The following is a 21,759-nucleotide window of genomic DNA, read 5'->3' on the forward strand; positions in this document are numbered from 1 at the left end:
TCTCCGCTTCAAATTTATGCTTTTAAATTCAATTGTAATTCCAGTTCATCGAGCTGTTCATCGGCGATTGAAGAAGGTGCATCAATCATGACATCTCGTCCTGAATTATTTTTAGGGAATGCGATGTAATCTCTGATGACTTCGTTTCCATCCAAAATAGCTACCAAACGGTCAAACCCGAAAGCTAAACCTCCGTGTGGTGGTGCTCCGTATTTGAAGGCATTCATCAAGAATCCGAACTGTGCTTCTGCTTCTTCTTTTGAGAATCCTAGCAAATCAAACATTCTTGATTGTAAATCTTTATCGAAAATTCTGATAGAACCGCCACCGATTTCGTTTCCATTCAACACCATATCGTAAGCGTTGGCTCTTGCTTTTCCTGGGTCAGTTTCCAATAAATGTAAATCTTCAGGTTTTGGAGAAGTAAAAGGGTGGTGCATTGCGTGGTAACGTCCGCTTTCTTCATCAAATTCCAATAATGGGAAGTCAACTACCCAAAGTGGTGCGAATACGTTTCCTTTTCTTAGTCCTAAACGGTTTCCAAGCTCCATTCTCAAAGCAGAAAGCTGAGTTCTTACTTTGTGCTCGTTTCCTGAAAGAATCAACATTAAATCTCCTTCTTTTGCTCCGAATTTCTCGATGATTTTTGCTAAATCTTCCTCGTTGTAGAATTTGTTTACAGAAGAAGTTTTTACGCCATCATTCTGGAATTTAGCCCAAACCATTCCTGAAGCTCCAACCTGTGGTCTTTTTACCCAGTCAACCAACTCATCGATTTGCTTTCTTGTATACTCTGCGCATCCTTCAACATTGATTCCGACAACCAATTCTGCGTCATCAAATATTTTGAAATCTTTTCCTTTTACTAATTCATTCAATTCTACGAATTCCATTCCGAAACGGATATCCGGTTTATCGTTTCCGTATTTCTGCATCGCATCGGCGAATGTCATTCTTGGGAAAGTTCCAAATTCCTGACCGGTAATATCTTTAATTAAAGTCTTGGTCATTCCTTCAAACACATTCATCACGTCTTCCTGCTCAACGAAAGCCATTTCGCAATCGATTTGTGTAAATTCTGGCTGTCTGTCGGCTCTTAAATCTTCATCACGGAAACATTTCACGATTTGGAAATATTTATCCATTCCACCAACCATCAACAATTGTTTGAAAGTTTGTGGAGACTGTGGCAATGCATAAAATTGTCCCGGATTCATTCTGCTTGGTACAACGAAGTCTCTTGCTCCTTCCGGAGTAGATTTAATTAAAACCGGAGTTTCAACCTCAATAAATCCTTCGTCTGAAAGATAATTTCTTACCTTCTGTGCCATTTTGTGACGGAAAATCAATTTATCTCTTACCGGAGCTCTTCTGATATCCAGATAACGGTATTTCATTCTCAATTCTTCACCACCATCCGTTTCATCTTCAATCGTGAAAGGCGGAAGCTGAGATTCGTTAAGAACCGTTAGTTTTTCAACTAAAATTTCAATTTCTCCTGTTGGAATATTGGGGTTTTTGCTTACTCTTTCAATAACTTTTCCGGTAACCTGAACTACAAATTCACGTCCCAGTTTTTTTGCATTTTCCATTAATTCCGCTGTAGAACGGTCTTGGTCGAAAACCAACTGTGTAATTCCGTAACGATCTCGAAGATCTATCCAAATCATAAATCCTTTATCACGAATGGTTTGTACCCATCCTGAAAGTGTAACTTCTTCATTAAGATTCTTAAGAGATAATTCTCCGTTGGTGTGCGATCGAAACATTTGTTTTAGCTGTTAGATATTAGACTTTAGATATTAGACTTTTATGTGTCTAATTTTTCGTTGGCAAAGATAGGGTTTTTGAAAGTTTTTAAAATAAAAAAACTCCCCGAAGGAAGTTTAAAGTATAATATTGTAAAATTTTCTAAAGAATTGCAGCCGTATCAGGATGGTTGTTTTCTAACGCATAATCTTTTGCGGTCTTACCTTGACGGTCTTTAATGTCTTTTTTAGCCCCTTTTTTTAAAAATAACTTTACGGTATCTGTGTAGCCATATCTTGCGGCGTACATAAGAGGAGTTGTATCGCTACAAGATTTATTAACGTCTACATTGTTCTCAAGTAAATAGTTGATTAGATTTACTCTTTCATATCTTGCACTTAAAGACAACAGATTGTAGGGAACCTGTTTGATATCAAAACACTTAGTCAATTCGTCTTTCTTAAAAACCTTTTTTATATCTTCTACGTTATCCTTCTGGAAAATTCCAGTCTTTTCACTAGAAAGTTCTTGTGCAAACAATCCATTACTAAAAATAGCAATTCCAAATAGTAAAGAAGTAGTAATTATTTTTTTCATAAATCTTAATTTTATCTAAACAATATACAAAGCTAAATATTTTTTTTGATACATGTTGCTAATTATTAATCGATTTCATTGTTTTTTTTGAAATTTAGTAAATAATGTTTCATAAAATTGATAATCAAGAATTTCAAAAAAGAACAATGTAAAGTGTTATCGGCTGTATATAATGCTTCGGAATAAAAGATTGTCTTTAAAACTTAAACAGTCTCTTAGGTTATTTTCATAAAGTAAAAGACTGATTAATTATTTTCTGGTAGATATTCTATTAAATCTCCTGGCTGACAATCTAGGGCTTTGCAAATGGCTTCCAATGTAGAAAGCTTCAATGCTTTTGCTTTTCCGGTTTTTAAAATGGAAAGATTTGCCTGCGTAATACCTATTTTTTCTGCAAGTTCCTGAGATTGCATTTTTCTTTTCGCCAACATGACGTCTACGTTGATGATGATTGGCATAATCTATATGGTTAATTCGTTTTCGGTTTGTAGATCTAATCCCTTTTTTAAAAATACAATAACAAAGTATACAAATACTATCTGTAAAATACTTTTTAAATAAATTGGAATGAGTTGGTATGGAAATGTATCAAAAAGAATTAAAAAAAACAAAGGTGAAATTAATAAAATGACAAGATTTAGTATTGCAAAACGATTTAGCCATTTGACGGTTTTATTATTAAATATCTTTTCGTTACTAATACTTTGAAAGGCTTTGAAACAATAATAATAGAATAATACATTGAATATAAGACCTAATAAAATAAGAAAGATACTCTGAAATTTAATTGAGTTAGAGGCTAGTTCAAAATTTGTGAAAGGATAATAGAATCTAAAATAATATCTAGGGCTGGTATAATCTTTCCAAATTTCATAAAAAGAATATAAGAATGTATTTGCTGTTTTAATTTTACAAATGCCTAGTGTAAAGCCAATGATTACATAAATGAGTAAGAGAATACTGTAAACAAAAACTATATACAGTAGCCAACTGATGTATTGAGAAAGAGAATTTTTACCGATGATTTTCATAATTATATATTTTATTATTGCAAATATATAATTAATTATTGTTTTACGATAATTAATTATTGAATTTTTAAAATGTTTTTAAATCTAGAAATAAAAAATACCGAAGAAAAAATCTCCGGTACTTGTAAATTTTATGTTTGAAAAATTATTTTCCTCCAAAAAGGCCGCCTAAAATATCACCTAAACCACCATTTTGTTGTTGCTTTTGTTGTCCGCCGCCGCCAAGAACGCTTCCTAAAATATCATTCAAAGGATTTCCTGATGATTGCGATTGTCCACCGCCGCCTAAAACACTTCCAAGAATGTCATTTAATGGATTTGACTGCTGTTGCTGAGCCTGAGTTTGAGCACCACCCAAAATTCCGCCTAAAAGATCACCAAGGCCTCCTGCTCCCACATTGTTTTGTTGTTTTTCTTTACCGATATACCCCATGATTACCGGAGCAAGCATGGCTAAAATAGGCCCGATTTTATCAATAGAAATACCTGTGTTTTGTGACAATTGATTTTCAACATTCCCTTTTTCGCTTCCGAAAACATGAGAAAGGATTGATCCGCCTTCGTTTTGTCTTGCTTCCAGTTGTGAGGTGTCGTTTAAGATACTTCCATCATGGTCTTTATCTAATGCATTATTTAAAGCTTCAGCTTCTTTATTGTCTTGAGATTTGTTTCTCAGATAAGAAATTACAAGAGGGGTAGCTACCGCCAAAAGCGCAATGATTTGGTTTTTACTAATTCCAAATTTATTTTCAGCCTGCTCGGCAACCTGATTTCCTGTGTTTCCTGTAAGTAAATCGATTAAACTCATTTTTGTGCTTATTTTTAATGTTAATAAACTCAAAGTTATCAAAAATATTGACAATCTATGATTTAATTTTAAAACAAAAATTTAAAGCTAATATCTTGAATGATAAGGTTTAATTTTTATGAATTGGAACATTTGAGCATGCTTCACCAAACATCAAAGATTTTACAATAGGCTTGAGGTTTTCTACCAATTCTACGTATGCATTCTCGGGAATAGCTTTGTCTGAACATCCTTTCACCAAAACTCTTTTCCCGTTCATTTCAGAAAAATCATAATTTTTGATGGCGTCGTGCATTAAAACAATTTCTAAATTTTCAGGACTTCCAAAGACGATTTTCTTTGTAGCGTCGGTCAATTTAGCCGTGATTAAAAAGTAAGCCCAAAGCGGAACTATTGCATCTGCTGAGTTGTAGATGTAAACATAAGCATCTTGATATTCTTCAGTATTGATAGCGGCTACTTTTTCGCGGAAATCTTTTTCTTTTAGAATCATTTCCATGAATAGAAAATCTTTCAAATCAATCCCTTTTCTTGCGCCTTTGGGAACCAAATCGGTAAGGTCAAAATTAATCAATCCGCTTGCTGCTACTTTATTTTTTATTTCAAATTCTTCTGACATTTTTTTATCATTATCTTTGAAGCAAATTTACTCATTTCTAATTTGAAATTTTAAGTTTGATATTTGAGATTCAGAAAATCAATCATCACTCATCGTTTATGAAATACTATATCATCGCAGGTGAAGCATCCGGAGATTTGCACGGAAGCAATTTAATGAAAGCTTTAAAAGCAAAAGATGCCAACGCAGAATTTAGATTTTGGGGTGGAGATTTAATGCAAAAACAAGGAGGAACTTTGGTAAAGCATTACCGGGACTTAGCTTTCATGGGCTTTTTGGAAGTTGCCATGAATCTGAGAACGATTCTGAATAATATAAAAATCTGCAAAGAAGATATTAGAAATAATCAACCTGATGTTTTGATTTTGGTTGATTATCCTGGTTTTAATTTGCGAATTGCAAAATTTGCCAAAGAATTGGGGATTAAAGTTGTGTATTATATTTCTCCTCAACTGTGGGCATGGAAAGAAGGTCGCGTTGAAATCATCAAAAAATATGTTAATGAAATGATGGTTATTTTGCCTTTCGAAGAAGATTTTTATACCAAGCATGGTGTAAAATCTCACTTTGTAGGTCATCCTTTACTAGATGCCATTTCTACACTTCAACCTATTTCTGCTGATGATTTTAAAGCTGAAAATGGTTTAAACGAAAAAGAAATTATTGCCCTTTTACCGGGTTCCAGAAAACAGGAAGTAGAAAAGATGCTTGAAATCATGCTTTCTGTTCGTCAGCATTTTGAGAATTATCAATTTGTAATTGCGGGTGCACCAAGTCTTGAAAAGGAATTTTATCAAAAATATGTTGATGAAAATGTACATTTCGTATCCAATAAAACCTATGATTTGTTGAGGTGCTCAAAAGCAGCTTTGGTTACTTCAGGAACGGCAACATTAGAAACCGCTTTGTTGAATATTCCGGAAGTGGTTTGCTATCGTGGAAGCAAGATTTCTTATGCCATTGCCAAAAGATTGGTGAAGAATATCAAATATATTTCTTTGGTGAATTTGATTATGGATAGGGAAGTGGTGAAAGAATTAATTCAAAACGAACTGAATACCAAAAATCTTGTCAAAGAGCTGAATTTCATTATGGAAGGTGAAAAAAGAAATTCGATGCTTGATGATTTTAAATTACTCAGAGAAAAATTAGGTGGAAAAGGAGCGAGTGATAATGCCGCTGAGATTATTTTAAATTTAAAAAAATAGAAATAAATCTATTTCTGTATTTTAAAATTCTCTAACTTAGTTTGTTCAAACACAAGTGATTTTGAACAAGCAACCTCTTTTGATTGTTGTACTCTGTTTTATTCTTGGAATTTTCTTTCAGGATGAATTCTTTTTTGAGCAAAATTTAATCACTTTAATTCTACTTCTTTCGTTCATCGTTTTTGGTTTATTTTTTATAAAAAGTCAGATTTTATTTAAAATCAAGAACTTCCTCCTAATAACTTTCTTTTTCGGATTGGGAATTTCTTTTCACTTTTATAATCATTCTAAAACTCAAGAACTTAATTTTAAAACCAATGAAACCATTGTTTTTAAAGTTTCCAAAAAATTAAATTCAAACGAAAAGTATAAGAAGTATGAAGTTTTAGCGGTTGTTGACAATCACTCTTTTAACGTAATCGTCAATGTTGAAAAACCTCAGAAAGAATTAGATTTTAAACATTATTACAAAGCGAAAGCATATTTGCTGCATCCCAAATCTCCGGAACATGATTTTCAGTTTGATTATTCAAAATATTTAAAACGAAAAAACATTTCTTATCAATGTTATATTAACGGAGAGATTTCTTCTGCAGCGAGAAATGATTTAAGTTTTACTGAAAAGATTAAACAAAAACGTCTCGAAACACTCCAAAAGATTAATAATTCTGAAATGTCTTTTCGGAGTCGTGAATTTTTAAAAGGGATTATTTTGGCAGAACGCACAGGAATTGATGCTGAAACCGTGCGGGATTTTAATCGTTCTGGTTTGGTACATTTTCTAGCGATTTCGGGAACTCATATTGTTGTTATTTTCGGAATGTTTTATTTTCTGATGATGAGGTTTTCGCCTGTCAGACTGAAAAAATATGCCATCGTTATCAGTTTACTATTTATTTGGATTTTTGCCATTTTCATCGGATTTGGAAATTCTGTGGTGCGGTCTTGTATCATGATTTCTGTGTATTTTATTTATGTTTTACTTCAGCGGAAACCAGATTTGCTTCATTCAATGGCACTTTCGGCGTTTATCATTTTAATGATTGATACGCAACAGATTTTTGATGTGGGTTTTCAGTTGAGTTTTGTCGCGGTTTTGGGGATTTATTGGCTAAATCAGCCGATTTTAAAATATCTTCCAAGACAAGATAATTTTTTCAAAAAACTGATGTACAATACAATTTCTATTTCTGTTGCTGCACAACTGGCGACATTGCCTTTGGTTTTATATTATTTTCATCAGTTTTCGTTGATTTCAATTGTCGCAAATTTTATCATCGTTCCGTTTTCAGAATTGATTATTGTCTTTTCTTTTTTAATGACCGCATTGATTGGTTTTAATTTAGATTTTGGAATCATTAATTTGATTTACGATTTTGTGATTCAGATTTTACTAAACGTTATTCATTGGTTTGCAGATTTTGATGCTGTTTTCTTTGAAAATATTCCCTTGAACTTAGCTGAGGTTTTTATATTGTTTGGAATTATTTATTTCTTGAAATTTATGCTTGATAAGATAAATTTTAGAACTGTTTCAAATGTCATTTTAGCTGTAAGTATATTTTTTATCGTGAGAATTTCTTTTAATCTTTATGAAAATCAGAAAGATGAGTTTTTAGTTCATCATTATAAAAAGGAAAATATTATTTCAATCAAAAAAGGAAATCGGGTAATATTTTGGATGAATTCTTCTGAGGATAAAGAGAAAATTCAACAGTATATTATTAATCCATATGTTTCATCACACAGAATAAAAAGTATAGAAATCAAAAATTTTCCAGCTTCGACTAAAATGGTGAAATTCGAAGGTGAAATTTATCAATTAAAGTAATCTCAATTTTTAAAGCTTTTTCTTGTATTTAATATGCTTATAAATCTTATTTAGAAAGATTACAAACTGTCTAATAGTGAGATTTCTCACTTTTTAGTATTGTTAACATTTCATAATTTTGTGGGAAATTCAAATTTAAACTTAATATGGCAGGTTTAACAAGTTCTACAATAGGTAGAAAATATGCTATGGCACTTTCGGCGATGTTTTTGCTGATATTCCTAGTGATGCATCTATCTACCAACATGACATCCGTTTTTAGCGAAGATGTTTTTAATGAGGCTTCTCATTTTATGGGGTATAATCCGGCAGTACAGTATCTGATGCAGCCGATTTTGATGTTTGCAGTAATTTTCCATTTTGTAATGGGGTTCGTTCTTGAGATTAAGAACAACAAGGCTCGTCCGATTAAATATGCGAATAACAACGGAGCGGCTAATTCTACATGGATGTCTAGAAATATGATTATTTCTGGAGCTGTGATTTTAGCTTTCTTGGTATTGCATTTTTATGATTTCTATTTTCCTGAAATGAACTACAAGTACATTCAGGCAAATACACCAGATGAGACTAGATATTGGGCAGAGCTTCACCACAAGTTTCACGATCTTTGGAGAGTGGCACTTTATGTTGTCGCTTTCGGATTATTAGGTCTGCATTTGTCACACGGTTTCCAGTCTTCTTTCCAGTCGATCGGAGCTAGACACCAAAAATACACCCCTATTATTAAAGCTTTTGGAAATTGGTATTCTATCCTTATTCCTGCAGGTTTTATTTTTATTGCAATTTTTCATTACGTAACTCAATAATATCAATATACTAATATGAGTAAATTAGATTCAAAAATTCCAGGAGGTCCACTTAAGGATAAATGGAAAAATCATAAAGATCATATGAACCTAGTTGCACCAAACAACAGAGATAAGATTGATATTATTGTTGTAGGTACAGGTTTGGCAGGAGGTTCTGCAGCAGCTACTTTGGCTGAGCAAGGATATAATGTAAAAGCATTTTGCTACCAAGATTCACCGAGAAGAGCGCACTCTATTGCTGCACAAGGTGGTATCAACGCTGCTAAAAATTATCAGGGTGATGGTGACTCTACTTACAGATTGTTCTACGATACCATCAAAGGTGGTGACTATAGAGCAAGAGAGGCAAACGTTTACAGATTAGCTGAAGTTTCTGCAAATATTATCGACCAATGTGTTTCTCAAGGGGTTCCATTTGGTAGAGATTACGGCGGGCAGTTAGATAACCGTTCATTTGGTGGGGTTCAGGTTAAAAGAACATTCTACGCAAAAGGACAAACTGGTCAACAGTTATTATTAGGTGCATATTCTTCATTAAGCCGTCAAATCGGAAAAGGAAGAGTGCAAATGTTTAACCGTCACGAAATGCTTGAATTAGTAATTGTAGACGGAAAAGCAAGAGGTATTATCGCAAGAAACTTAGTGACTGGTGAGATCGAAAGACATTCAGCTCACGCAGTGGTTATTGCTTCAGGAGGATACGGAAACGTATATTTCTTGTCTACCAACGCTATGGGATCAAACGTTTCTGCAGCTTGGAAGATTCACAAAAAAGGAGCGTATTTCGCAAACCCTTGTTATGTGCAAATCCACCCGACTTGTATTCCTGTACATGGAACACAGCAGTCTAAACTGACTTTGATGTCTGAATCTCTTAGAAACTCTGGAAGAATCTGGGTTCCTAAAAAGATTGAAGACTCTGTAGCCATCAGAGAAGGGAAGTTAAGACCTGAAAATATTAAAGAAGAAGATAGAGATTACTATTTAGAAAGAAGATATCCGGCATTCGGAAACTTGGTACCTAGAGACGTTGCGTCTAGAGCGGGTAAAGAAAGATGTGATGCTGGTTTCGGAATCGAAAATAATGAAACTAAAGAAGGCGTTTACCTAGATTTCTCTACAGAAATTATGAAAAAAGGTAAAGAGTCTGCTATTGAAAAACATATTCATAATCCTACAGAGCAACAGATTTATGATTTAGGAAAAGCTTGGATTGAAGAGAAATACGGTAACTTATTCGTAATGTATGAAAAGATTACGGCTGATGACCCTTACAAAACTCCAATGAAGATTTATCCTGCCGTACACTACACAATGGGTGGTGTTTGGGTTGATTATAACTTACAGTCTACAATTCCTGGATGTTTCGTAGTAGGAGAAGCTAACTTCTCAGATCACGGAGCAAACAGACTAGGAGCTTCTGCTTTGATGCAAGGTTTGGCAGACGGATATTTCGTTCTTCCTTACACGATTGCAGATTACCTTTCTGCAGACATCAGAACAGGTCAGATTCCTACAAACTCTCCTGAATTTGACGCAGCTGAAAAAGAAATTAAAGACAAAGTAAATTTCTTTGTTAATAATAAAGGAACACATTCAGTAGACTATTTCCATAAACAATTAGGACACATTATGTGGAATAAAGTGGGGATGGGAAGAACACCTGAAGGTTTGAGAGAAGCTATCGTAGAAATCGACGAAGTGAAAAAGAACTTCTGGAAAGATGTGAAAGTAATGGGTGAAACTGAAGGGATGAACACCGAGCTTGAAAAAGCGTTCAGAGTTGCCGATTTTATCGAATTGGGTCAATTAATGGCTATCGATGCATTACACAGAAACGAATCTTGTGGAGGACACTTCAGAGAAGATCACGCTACGCCGGAAGGTGAAGCAGAAAGAGATGATGTCAACTTCAAATATGTAGGAGCTTGGGAATATCAGGGTGATGATATCAAACATGAAGTTCTTCACAAAGAAGATTTGATCTATGACAACATCGAAGTTAAAGCGAGAAGTTACAAATAATCTCCAACCTATAAATAAATAATTATGAGTGCAAAAAAAGGCCTTCATCTTACGCTGAAAATTTGGAGACAAAAAAATACAAAGACTAAAGGTCAGTTTGAGACCTACAAAATATCAGATGTTTCTACAGATTCTTCTTTCTTAGAAATGTTGGATATTTTAAATGAAAACTTAATCAACGACGGAAAAGAACCTATCGCTTTTGACCACGACTGTCGTGAAGGAATCTGCGGGATGTGTTCTCTTTACATCAATGGTAGAGCTCACGGTCCTGATACAGGTATTACAACGTGTCAGCTTCACATGAGAATGTTTAAAGACGGTGAAACCATCGTTATTGAGCCTTGGAGAAGTGCTGCGTTCCCTGTTATCAAAGATTTAATGGTAGACAGAAGTGCATTTGATAGAGTAATGGCTGCTGGTGGATTTATCTCGGTAAATACTTCAGGTAATACTTTGGATGCTAACGCAATTCCTGTTCCTAAAGAAGATGCAGATAAAGCAATGGATGCTGCAGCTTGTATCGGTTGTGGAGCGTGTGTGGCAACGTGTAAAAACGGTTCTGCCATGTTATTCGTTGGAGCTAAAGTTTCTCAGTATGCATTGTTACCTCAGGGTAGAGTAGAAGCAACGAGAAGAGTTCTAAACATGGTGAAAGCTATGGATGATGAAGGATTCGGTAACTGTTCAAATACAGGAGCGTGTGAAGTAGAATGCCCTAAAGGAATTTCTCTTGAAAATATCGCAAGAATGAATAGAGAATACATGGCTGCTTATGCAGACAGAGGATAATCTGTTTTAAAATAAATTATAGAAAATCGTCTTCCTTTGTGGAGACGATTTTTTTTTGTTAAATCTTTCATAAATTACCTTCAAATATTGCATTTAGTATATTTGAAAAACTTATTTTTGCTAAATTATTTAAAATCAAAAATGAAAAAATATCTTTTGTTGTTTGTCATTGCAATATTTGTAATGTCTTGTTCAAAAAAAGTTGAAGTAAAAGGAAAAATTGCAGGCAGTTCTCCATTAGAGAGAATCGAGTTTGTAGAAGCTTCTGGTGTTGCTACATTACCATTGGCTAACTTCGGAATCGATAAAGACGGAAATTTCACAGGAACTTTCGAAGCTCCAAAAAATGGAATGTATGTGATTAACTATGCCGGAAAACAGAATCTTATTTTCCTTAAAGGAGGTCAGAAACTTTCTATCTCGGGTAATTCTACTACCTTCCCTAATGAATATGTAGTGACGGGGGATGCAAAAAGTGATAACGACTTTTTCCAAGCTTGCCAGAAATTCTTAACAACTTACGGTCAGACGTTGAATATTCAGCAGTTGACTGCAGGTGATGAGGCTGCGTATGTAAAGGCAATGCAGAAAATTGAAGCGGATATCAATAAAAACATCGAAGAAAATGTAAAGAAATTCAACCCTGGAAAAGAAGTGGTAGAATGGAAAAAAATAGATGCTAGAACGGCTATTCTTAATTTATTAGTAAATTATGAAATGACTAAAAAGCAAATGTCTGGTAACAATCCTTCATTCAAGTTGGCAAAAGTATTCACAGATTATGAAACCAAACTTCAGGAGAATAAAGATACGATGATTAAAACAAGTCCGTTTTACAGACAGTATCTTTTAACAAAGATGAGTGCAGATTTCCAAACATTTGCTCAGGCAAAAGCGCAAGGAAAAACAGATATTACAACTTCAGAATTATTTAATGAATTCTTAAAAGGTAAAAAAGAAGTTTCTCAAATTGAGAAAGATTATTTATTGGCTTTTGTAATGGCTCAGTCTGATATGCATCCACAAACTCCGGCTGCCTCTACCGATAAAATCAAAAAAATTATCGAAGAAGATATTAAAGATGCTGCAATTAAAGCAGATTTAAAAAAGATGCTTTTCACAATCGGTGGATTCAAAATTGGGGATGATGCTCCGGAAGCGTCTTTAGTAAAACAAGATGGAAAAGCTTATAAATTAAGCGAAAACAAAGGAAAACCATACATGTTGGTATTCTATGCATCTTGGAATCCTTACATTGCGGAAGGTACAGTTCCTGTTTTGAAAGAAGTAGTGAATTTCTATAAGTCTAAAATGAATTTCGTTTTCGTAAACCTTGATGATACCAAAGATCAGTTTACTAAAACTAGCAATGCTTTATTAAAAGGAATTTCTGGAACTAATGTTTACGGAGACGGAGGTTTAAATTCTGATATTGCTAAAAAATATGGAATTTACGGTTTCAAATTACCAAGCTTCATTATCGTTGACAAAGATGGTAAAGTGGCGAGCAGATCTTTTGTAAATCTAGGTGATCAAGATTTGATTACAATCTTAGATAAGCAAACAGGTCTTTCAGCTCCAAAAGTAGATCAAGGGGCTCAGTTACAAATTGATCCTTCTGCTTTACAGCAAGCAGCTCCTCAGGTTGAGAAAGTTCCCGTAGAAGTAAAATAATAGCTTAAACAAAATATAAAAAAAACCTTGTCTTCGGATAAGGTTTTTTTTATTGTATTTTTGCAGGCAAAACTGAAACTGAGAAGTTTCAAGATAGATTATTAGAAAAAATAGAAAATAGATGAAGCGTAGGGTAGAAAGCTATCTTCATCATACTGAAATTGATATGAGAAAAAAGAAAGACGTAATTCTTGAGAATATAAAACTTTTTGCAGCGGGTGCAAAAGGAGTTGCGATAGGGAAAACAGAAGAAGGGAAAACTGTTTTGGTTTCAGGAGCAATTCCTGGTGATGTGGTCAACGCAAGAGTGAAAAAATCAAAATCGAAGTACTTTGAGGCTGAAGTAAAAGAACTTGTTGAGAAATCTCCGTTCAGAGTTGAGCCAAGATGTATTCATTTCGGAACTTGTGGCGGTTGCAAATGGCAGAATATGAGCTACGAGAAGCAGCTTGATATTAAACAAGAAGAAGTTTATAATAATATCAAAAGAATTGGCGGAATCGATGATTTTGAAACCGTTCCTATTTTGGGTGCCGAAGAGCAGTATTTCTACAGAAATAAAATGGAATTTTCTTTCTCAAATGCAAGATGGTTGACTCAGTATGAAATCAGCTCTGAAGAAAATTTTGGGAGCAGAGATGCGCTAGGTTTTCATATTCCGGGAATGTGGAGCAAGATTTTAGATTTAAAAGAATGTTTCCTTCAGGAAGATCCGTCGAATGCGATTCGTTTAGCGGTTAAAAAATTTGCTGAAAATAAAGGCTTAGATTTCTTTGATGTAAAAGAACAAAAAGGGTTCCTGAGAACTTTGATGATGAGACAAAACTCTAAGGGAGAATGGATGGTTTTATTCCAGCTTTACAGAGAGGAAAAAGAAAACCGTACTCAGCTTTTTGATTATTTGTTGGAGCAGTTCCCACAAATAAAAACGTTGGTTTACGCCATCAATCCTAAGCAAAATGATTCAATCTACGACTTGAATGTTAATATTTATTTCGGAGACGGATTTTTAATGGAAGAAATGGATGGTTTGAAATTTAAAATCGGTCCAAAATCATTCTTCCAAACCAATTACAAACAAGCTTTAGAATTATATAGAAAAACTTTAGAATTTGCTGATTTAAAAGGTGATGAAGTGGTTTACGATTTATATACAGGTACCGGAACAATTGCGCAGTATGTAGCAAGAAATGCAAAGCATGTAATCGGTATAGAATCTGTACAGGAAGCTATTGATGCTGCCATCGAACACGCTGAGTTGAATGGTTTAACCAACACGACTTTCTATTGTGGTGATATGAAAAACGTGTTTAATGATGAGTTCCTTGAAAATCATCCAAAAGCTGATGTTTTAATTACCGACCCACCAAGAGACGGTATGCACCAGAAAGTTGTTGAGCAAATCTTAAAATTGGCTCCTGAAAAAGTAGTCTATGTAAGTTGTAATTCTGCGACTCAGGCTAGAGATTTAGCTTTAATGAAAGATCATTATACATTGGTGAAAATTTTACCGGTAGATATGTTCCCGCAAACCCACCACGTGGAGAATATTGCATTACTTATCAAAAAATAATTACCTAAATTTGAAAATACAAAAATCAATAATTTAATGAATATGATAAAGAACTGTAAAGCTTTTTTCTTGGTAGGTGCACTGGTTTTTGCTCAGCAAAATTTATTTTCTCAGGAAAAAGATAAAGATTCTGCTGCAGCGGTAAAAAAAGATACTGCCGTGGTAAAAAAAGATGATAAAAAGAAAAGTCTGATAAAACCATTTAAAGAAATTATTACTGATAAAGCGGTTTCAGATCAGGGTGTTTTTACAGTTCATAAAGTAGACGACAAATATTATTTTGAAATTCCGGATGCAATGCTGAAAAAGGAATTTCTTTTGGTGACAAGATTAACGAAAGCTGCTGCAGGAATGCGTACTGGAACTTCAGGGTATGCAGGAGACCAAATCGGGCAGCAGGTAATTGCTTTTGAGAAAGGTCCTAAAGATAAAATTTTGTTGCGTGCAATTTCTCACGTTGATTATGCCAAAGATTCTACATCACAAATGTATAATTCGGTAACGAGAAATAATGTACAGTCTATCATTAAATCTTTTGATGTAAAAGCATACGGAATCAAGAAAAACTCATCTGTAATTGAGGTTACAGATGTTTTGAATTCTGATAACGAACTGACTTCTTTTTCGGTGTGGTCTAAAGATTCTTACAGAGTTGGGGCTTTCCAAAAAGATATGTCATTTGTAAATTTTGTAAAATCTTTTCCTACAAATATTGAGATTAATACCACAAAAACTTTTGCAAGAACTTTAGGTACGCCTTCCACTCCGGCAATTCCGGGAAGACCAGCTCCAAAAGTGAGCGGAAATTATACAGTAGAAATCAATTCTTCTTTTGTTCTTCTTCCTGAAAACAAAATGCAGGCAAGATATTTTGATCCAAGAGTAGGATATTTCACTGTGGGTTATACCGATTTTGATTTAGATCCTCAAGGAGTAAAAAAGATTTCTTTGGTAAAAAGATGGCGTCTTGAACCAAAACCTCAGGATTTAGAAAAATATAATAAAGGTGAGTTGGTAGAGCCAGCAAAACCAATTGTATTCTACATCGATCCTGCAACTCCAAAAAAATGGGTTCCTTATTTAATGCAGGGAGTCAATGATTGGCAAAAAGCTTTTGAAAAAGCCGGATTTAAAAATGCCATCGTAGCAAAAATTCCAGATCCAAAAGTAGATACTGAATGGAGTTTGGAAGATGCAAGATTTTCAGCGATTGTTTATAAACCTTCAGATGTACCGAATGCTTCAGGCCCTTCCATTGCTGATCCAAGAACGGGTGAGATTTTAGAAAGCCACATCAATTGGTATCACAATGTAATGTTGTTGCTAAGAAACTGGTATTTTGTACAGGCCTCTCCGAATGATGAGAGAGCAAGAAAAATTGAGTTTGATGATAAATTAATGGGTGAGTTGATTCGTTTTGTTTCTTCTCATGAAGTGGGGCACACTTTAGGTTTGAGACACAACTACGGTTCAAGCTCTACCGTTCCTGTTGAAAAATTGAGAGATAAAAAGTGGTTAGAGAAAAACGGTCACACGCCTTCGATTATGGATTATGCAAGATTTAATTATGTTGCACAGCCAGAAGATAAGATTGGTGATGCCGGAATTTTCCCAAGAATTGGTGATTATGACGATTGGGCAATTGAATGGGGATACAAAAGATTTAATCAGTTTAAAACTCCGGATGCCGAAAAGCAATTTCTAAATCAATGGGTGATTAAAAATCTTAAAAACGAAAGACTTTGGTTTGGTACAGAGAGCAATCCTTTAGACCCAAGATCTCAAAGTGAGCAGGTTGGTGACAATGCGATGATTGCAAGTGCTTATGGAATCAAAAATCTGCAAAGAATTGTTGATAACTTAGATCAATGGACGAAAACACCAAACGAAGATTATAAAAATCTCGACATGATGTACGATCAGGTAACGACGCAGTTTAAAAGATATCTAGGTCACGTTTCAAAATATATCGGTGGACAGATGGAAACTCCAAAAACGACCGAACAGTCTGGAGCAGTTTATGAAGCTGTGGCTAAAAAAGATCAAAAAGAAGCGATGCAGTTTTTAACGAATAATATATTTACCACGCCACAATGGTTGCTGAAGAAAGATATTTTTGAGAAAACGGGGAAAACTCCTGTGAGAACAGTTGAAGATATCCAAAATGGAGTTTTGAGCAGAGTATTAAGCCCACTCGTACTTCAAAGCCTTTATCAAATGGAAGCGGTTAATCAAAATTCTTATCAATTGGTTGAGCTTTTTTCAGATTTAAATAATTCAATTATTAAAAAAGATAACGCAGACATTTACGGAAGAAATCTTCAGAGAAATTATGTAGACACTTTAATAAGATTGATTGACAATAAAAATTCTGATAAATCTGATGTTTCAGCTATTGTAAGAGGAAATCTGAATACTATTAAAAAAGACTTTTTAGCAAAAACGACTTCTAATGATTTGGTGAATAAATATCACTATGAAGATTTAGTTTTCCGTATCGAGAAGGCTTTAGACCCAAAATAAAGATTTAATAATGAGATATTTTAAATTTTTCATATTCATAATAGCAGTATCATCGGTCGTTTCATGTGGAAGTGATGATGATATCTGCGATAGTGGTGAAGGTACACCACGAATGAAAATCGCATTTAGAAAAGGAAATCAGATTACAAAGCTCGATTCTATAAAAATCACCGCAGATTTTGGAACAGGCATGGTGAATTTGGGTTGGAAGCTAAAAGTTGATTCCGTATTTGTCCCTTTACGTGTGGATGATTCTCCGTTTACAGAAATTTATGTGCAAACAACTACTCAGGAAGATCCTACAAAAGTGAGAATCAATTACACGACAAAAGCGATTTACGTTTCTCCGGCATGTGGTGTCAAGAAAAATTATGAAAATGTAAACTCAGTATTATCAGCTTCGAACTCTTTGAAAAGTGTAGAACAAGGACAAAATTTTATAGAAAATGAAGACAAAACTAATTTATTCTTTAATTTTTAGTGCTTTCGGTTTACTGAATCTTTCTGCACAGAAAACAGAAGAAGCTGAAAAACCAAAATGGAAATACGAACCCAATTTTATTGTAGGGGTTGATGTTTTGAATGCTGGAGCTTCATTTTTCTCAGACAGACAAATGTTTCAGGGATTTATTTCCTCTAAAGTAAAAGATAACCTTCATGGAATTATAGAGGCTGGTTTTGATAAAAATATTTACCAAAATAACGGGTACGATGCTAAAGCAAGCGGTCCCTTTATGAAAATCGGAGCCTTTTTTATGCTAGCAAAAGATCCTGAGAATGATTTCAACGGTTTTTATGGAGGTGGAAAAATAGGTGGGTCATTCTACACTCAGGAATATATGAAGATTCCGGTGCGTGGTTTTGCAGGAAACAGCTCATCGGTTTCCATGCCTTCTTCTTCACAGTCTTCTTTTTGGCTTGAAGGAAATTTAGGCGGAAGAGTACAGTTGTTTACATCTAATTTTTACATTGATGTCAGCATGCAACCACGTTATCTGATGGTTACCTCAAAGCAAGACGACGTCACTCCAATGATTGTTCCCGGTTTTGGAAAAAGCTCCAACAAATTTAACATGGGCTTTGCTTGGAATATAGCGTATAAGTTTTAATTTCAATACTTAAGACTTACTTTTTTAAAACTTTCAAATTATTTAAATACTAAAAAGACTCCAGATTTTTCTGGAGTTTTTCCATTATTAATAATTCTAACAAATGTGATTGTGATTTTAATAAAAAAAATGTCTTTATACTAAATATATATATGCTAAAAACTCTTATATTTGGAGATTAAAAATAATTCAATTATATGAAAAAACTCGTTACTGCTTTATTTTGTAGTTTGATAGGAGGGTCTGCGCTTGCGCAGTGGACACCTGCTGCTGCAGAAAAAAGAACTAAACTTGGGGAGACTCAAGTAAGAAATTACTATAAATTGGATTTGGCAAAAATTCAATCTCAGCTTAAAGATGCAAAGCTAATGGGTGGTAATGCTAAACCTGTTGAAATCTCAATTCCGTCTCTTAACGGGAAAATTGAAAAATTTGCTGTTTATAGCTTTCCAGTAATGGATAAAGAGCTTGCAGAGCAATATCAATTAGGGTCATATGTAGGAGTGGGGATTAATGACCCAGGAAAGTACATAAGATTTTCTGTGTCTCCAACAAATTTCCAATCTATGGTAATCAATAATGGAACCTATGAATTTATTGAACCTCAGAATGGATCTAAAACCTTATATGGAGTAACACCTAAAACTATTAATACAGGAGGTAAAAGTTTTGTATGTAGTACAACAGAAGGTACAAAGTCAATTGATCAGATTAATGAAATGATTAAAGGAGGACAGTCTTTCACAAATCAACCAACTGATTTCTCAAAAAGTTCTGATAGAAAATATAGAACGATGAGATTAGCAATTTCTACAACACCAGAATACACTACTTTTCATGGAGGTACCGTTGCAACGGCACTATCTGCTATCAATGCAACCATGACTACTGTAAATGGTGTCTTTGAAAAAGATTTTGCTTTACATTTGAATGTACAGAACTATCCGCAATTAATTTATGTTGCAGGATTACCTGATCCATACACTAATAATTTGAATTTACAGCTTCAGCAAACTCTTACTTCGGTTGTAGGTAGCGCAAATTATGATATTGGACATGTGTTTAATGCTGCGGGAAACAATGGAAATGCTGGTTGTATAGGCTGTGTATGTTTAGCTCCTGCAAATAATAATTCTTTAGGTAAAGGATCAGCTTTTACGCAAAGTACAAGCCCGGTGGGTAATACTTTTGATATTGATTTTGTAGCTCATGAAATGGGACATCAATTAGGAGGGAATCATACTTTTGCTCATTCTTTAGAGCCTTCTGGTACAAATGTGGAACCAGGTTCTGGATCTACAATTATGGGGTATGCTGGAATTACTGGACCTGATACAGATGTTCAGCCCAATTCTGATCCATTCTTCCATAAAGTTAGTATTGTTCAAGTGCAAAATAATTTAACTGCTAAAACTTGTGATGTAGAAACTTCAATTAATAATAATCCACCAGTAATTGCGGCTTTACCGACATATAATATTCCTAAAGGAACGGCATTTGTTTTAACTGCATCTGCTACAGACCCTGAAAATGATCCTATTACTTATATGTGGGAACAGGTGAATAATGCAAGTGTAACGATTAATAAAAATAATCTAGGTACTACAGCTACAGGGGCTACTTTTAGATCTTTTACTCCAACGACAAGCCCAAGTAGATATTTTCCTAAATTAACTTCTGTGTTAGCTGGTGTATTAGATAACTCTACTAATCAGTGGGAGTCTGTTTCTCAAGTAGCAAGAAGTACGAAATTTTCTGTTACTGTAAGAGATAATAATCCTGATCCTCAACAGCAGCAAACACAATCTGCAGAACAAACAATTGTTGTTGGTAATGATGGACCATTTAAAGTTTTAACAAATTATATAAATAGCAATGCTCCTTCTGCTTTAGAATGGGATGTTGCTAATACTACGGCTGCTCCTTATAATGTTGAAAATGTAAAAATTGATTATACAACAGATAATGGAACAACTTGGAATGTTTTGATTGCCTCTACTGCAAATGATGGTACAGAAAACATTAGCTTTCCAGCTGCTCTTAATGGGCAAACAGTAAAAGTAAGAGTTTCAGCAATTGGAAATGTATTTTATGCGGTAAGATCTGTAATGATTACTCCTTTTGCAACTTGTACAGGGGCTGCACCAACTAATATTATTGTATCAAATATAACAGCTTCTTCGGCTTATATTTCTTGGGCACCAATAGTCAATGCAACTTACAAGTTCAGATACAGAAAGCCTAGTGCAGCTGTATGGACTGAGGTTAGTTTAAATGATACCTTTATTACTTTAAATAATTTAGCAGAAAATACAGATTATGAAGTGCAGGTTGCTGCAGTTTGTAATGGTATTCCTGGGGCTTATTCTGCTTCTGTTGGTTTTAATACAGTTTTATTGACTTATTGTGTAACACAATCTAATGATTTTGTAAATGAATATATTTCAAATGTTACTGTAGCTAATATTAATAATACTTCTGTAGGAACTGCTTATTCAGATTATACTACCAATCCTTTACTTCAGATTAATGTAGTTAAAGGTGTTTCAAATCAAATGTCTGTTACAGTTGAAAATCCTGATTATGATACGGTAGCTGCTTGGATTGATTATAATAAGAATGGAGTATTCGAAAGCTCTGAAAGAGTATTTAATTTCCCAGTAGCTTTAATTACAGGTCCAGTAACGGGATCATTCACTGTTCCTCAGTCAGCTATTACTGGGCAGCCTATGAGAATGAGAGTTGTTCTTTTATACGGTGGTGCACCAAATGCAGGAGGATCTTTAACAGGGCCTTGTGGATTATTAAACTATGGTGAAGCAGAAGATTATTTTGTTGTAGCAACTGAAACTAATTTATCAACTGCTGATAATAATATTAAAAATAACGGTATTCAAATTTACCCTAACCCTGCTACTGATTTCTTAAATGTTACTAAAGTTTCTGATAAAGCGACTTATAAGATTTACAGCGCAGCGGGTCAATTAGTTGGTAATGGAAATATTAGCAACGGAAAAATTAATGTTTCATCATTAATAAAAGGAGCTTATGTAATATCTATTGAAGATAAAGGAAAAGAAAGTTTCAATTCTAAATTTATCAAGAAATAATAAATTCTTTTTAATACTAATAAATCCTCAGGAAAACCCTGAGGATTTTTTTGTTTTGAAATCATAAGCTTGATTTTGATGAATTAATTGTAAAAAAAAAAGTTTAATCTTTATTTTAATTATAGAAAATGATTAGATTTGTATTTAATATAAAATAAGATAGCCTATGACTAAATTTTTTACCTTTTTACATTACTTAAGTTTTAAGAAATGTAATTATTTTTAAAACTAATTCAATCATTTACAATTATAAAATTTATGTTTAATTCGAGAATCCTAATGGATTTAAATATTTTAA

Annotated in this window: 17 protein-coding genes; 11 read left to right on the forward strand and 6 right to left on the reverse strand. The window is 34.0% G+C overall.

Features of this window, described 5'->3' with window-relative positions; translation table 11 throughout:
* Positions 1-14: 14 nt before the first annotated feature.
* From aspS to LO744_RS03485, 6 genes are all read right to left on the reverse strand, one after another.
* Positions 15-1,769, reverse strand: a complete 1,755-nt coding sequence (gene aspS / locus LO744_RS03465) for an aspartate--tRNA ligase (RefSeq protein ID WP_230667197.1) — start codon at positions 1,767-1,769, stop codon at positions 15-17.
* 142 nt (positions 1,770-1,911) lie between these two features.
* The gene (locus LO744_RS03470; RefSeq protein ID WP_230667198.1) at positions 1,912-2,346 is read right to left on the reverse strand and encodes an ankyrin repeat domain-containing protein; all 435 of its coding nucleotides are present in this window, start codon (positions 2,344-2,346) and stop codon (positions 1,912-1,914) included.
* Between the two features lie 245 nt (positions 2,347-2,591).
* A complete protein-coding gene (locus tag LO744_RS03475; RefSeq protein ID WP_219242270.1) occupies positions 2,592-2,804 on the reverse strand; it encodes a helix-turn-helix domain-containing protein in 213 nt (70 codons plus the stop codon).
* A gap of 3 nt (positions 2,805-2,807) precedes the next feature.
* Complete coding sequence (locus LO744_RS20445) at positions 2,808-3,377, reverse strand: DUF2975 domain-containing protein (RefSeq protein ID WP_394799505.1); 570 nt, start codon at positions 3,375-3,377, stop codon at positions 2,808-2,810.
* 145 nt (positions 3,378-3,522) lie between these two features.
* Positions 3,523-4,185 (reverse strand): DUF937 domain-containing protein, encoded by a 663-nt coding sequence (locus LO744_RS03480; protein ID WP_230667199.1) that lies wholly within the window; start codon positions 4,183-4,185, stop codon positions 3,523-3,525.
* Positions 4,186-4,294: 109 nt separating this feature from the next.
* Entirely contained in the window at positions 4,295-4,804 is a 510-nt protein-coding gene (locus LO744_RS03485) for a DUF2480 family protein (RefSeq protein ID WP_230667200.1), read from the reverse strand.
* Between the two features lie 98 nt (positions 4,805-4,902).
* On the opposite strand from LO744_RS03485, the gene lpxB reads away from it, so the two are divergent.
* The 11 genes from lpxB to LO744_RS03540 all read left to right on the forward strand — a co-directional run bounded on the left by lpxB (position 4,903) and on the right by LO744_RS03540 (position 21,461).
* Entirely contained in the window at positions 4,903-6,012 is a 1,110-nt protein-coding gene (lpxB, locus tag LO744_RS03490) for a lipid-A-disaccharide synthase (protein WP_230667201.1), read from the forward strand.
* Between the two features lie 55 nt (positions 6,013-6,067).
* Positions 6,068-7,843, forward strand: coding sequence for a ComEC/Rec2 family competence protein (locus LO744_RS03495; protein WP_230667202.1), 1,776 nt, complete (start codon positions 6,068-6,070; stop codon positions 7,841-7,843).
* Positions 7,844-7,989: 146 nt separating this feature from the next.
* Entirely contained in the window at positions 7,990-8,652 is a 663-nt protein-coding gene (locus LO744_RS03500; RefSeq protein WP_230667203.1) for a succinate dehydrogenase cytochrome b subunit, read from the forward strand.
* Between the two features lie 15 nt (positions 8,653-8,667).
* Complete coding sequence (locus tag LO744_RS03505) at positions 8,668-10,680, forward strand: fumarate reductase/succinate dehydrogenase flavoprotein subunit (protein WP_230667204.1); 2,013 nt, start codon at positions 8,668-8,670, stop codon at positions 10,678-10,680.
* Positions 10,681-10,704: 24 nt separating this feature from the next.
* The gene (locus tag LO744_RS03510; RefSeq protein ID WP_230667205.1) at positions 10,705-11,472 is read left to right on the forward strand and encodes a succinate dehydrogenase/fumarate reductase iron-sulfur subunit; all 768 of its coding nucleotides are present in this window, start codon (positions 10,705-10,707) and stop codon (positions 11,470-11,472) included.
* A 141-nt stretch (positions 11,473-11,613) separates the two neighbouring features.
* On the forward strand, positions 11,614-13,146 hold the full coding sequence (locus LO744_RS03515) for a TlpA family protein disulfide reductase (protein ID WP_230667206.1): 1,533 nt from the start codon (positions 11,614-11,616) through the stop codon (positions 13,144-13,146).
* A gap of 166 nt (positions 13,147-13,312) precedes the next feature.
* Positions 13,313-14,719, forward strand: a complete 1,407-nt coding sequence (rlmD, locus tag LO744_RS03520) for a 23S rRNA (uracil(1939)-C(5))-methyltransferase RlmD (protein WP_230670468.1) — start codon at positions 13,313-13,315, stop codon at positions 14,717-14,719.
* Between the two features lie 42 nt (positions 14,720-14,761).
* Complete coding sequence (locus LO744_RS03525; RefSeq protein ID WP_230667207.1) at positions 14,762-17,242, forward strand: zinc-dependent metalloprotease; 2,481 nt, start codon at positions 14,762-14,764, stop codon at positions 17,240-17,242.
* Positions 17,243-17,252: 10 nt separating this feature from the next.
* Positions 17,253-17,723 carry a DUF6452 family protein gene (locus tag LO744_RS03530; protein ID WP_230667208.1) on the forward strand — a complete coding sequence of 157 codons (471 nt, stop codon included), beginning with the start codon at positions 17,253-17,255 and terminating at the stop codon, positions 17,721-17,723.
* The gene (locus tag LO744_RS03535; protein ID WP_230667209.1) at positions 17,689-18,351 is read left to right on the forward strand and encodes a DUF6048 family protein; all 663 of its coding nucleotides are present in this window, start codon (positions 17,689-17,691) and stop codon (positions 18,349-18,351) included. Before LO744_RS03530 ends, LO744_RS03535 begins: the two co-directional genes overlap by 35 nt.
* Before the next feature lie 197 nt (positions 18,352-18,548).
* On the forward strand, positions 18,549-21,461 hold the full coding sequence (locus LO744_RS03540; protein ID WP_230667210.1) for a reprolysin-like metallopeptidase: 2,913 nt from the start codon (positions 18,549-18,551) through the stop codon (positions 21,459-21,461).
* Positions 21,462-21,759 lie beyond the last annotated feature (298 nt).

Source organism: Chryseobacterium turcicum (genome assembly GCF_021010565.1).
GTDB lineage: Bacteria > Bacteroidota > Bacteroidia > Flavobacteriales > Weeksellaceae > Chryseobacterium > Chryseobacterium turcicum.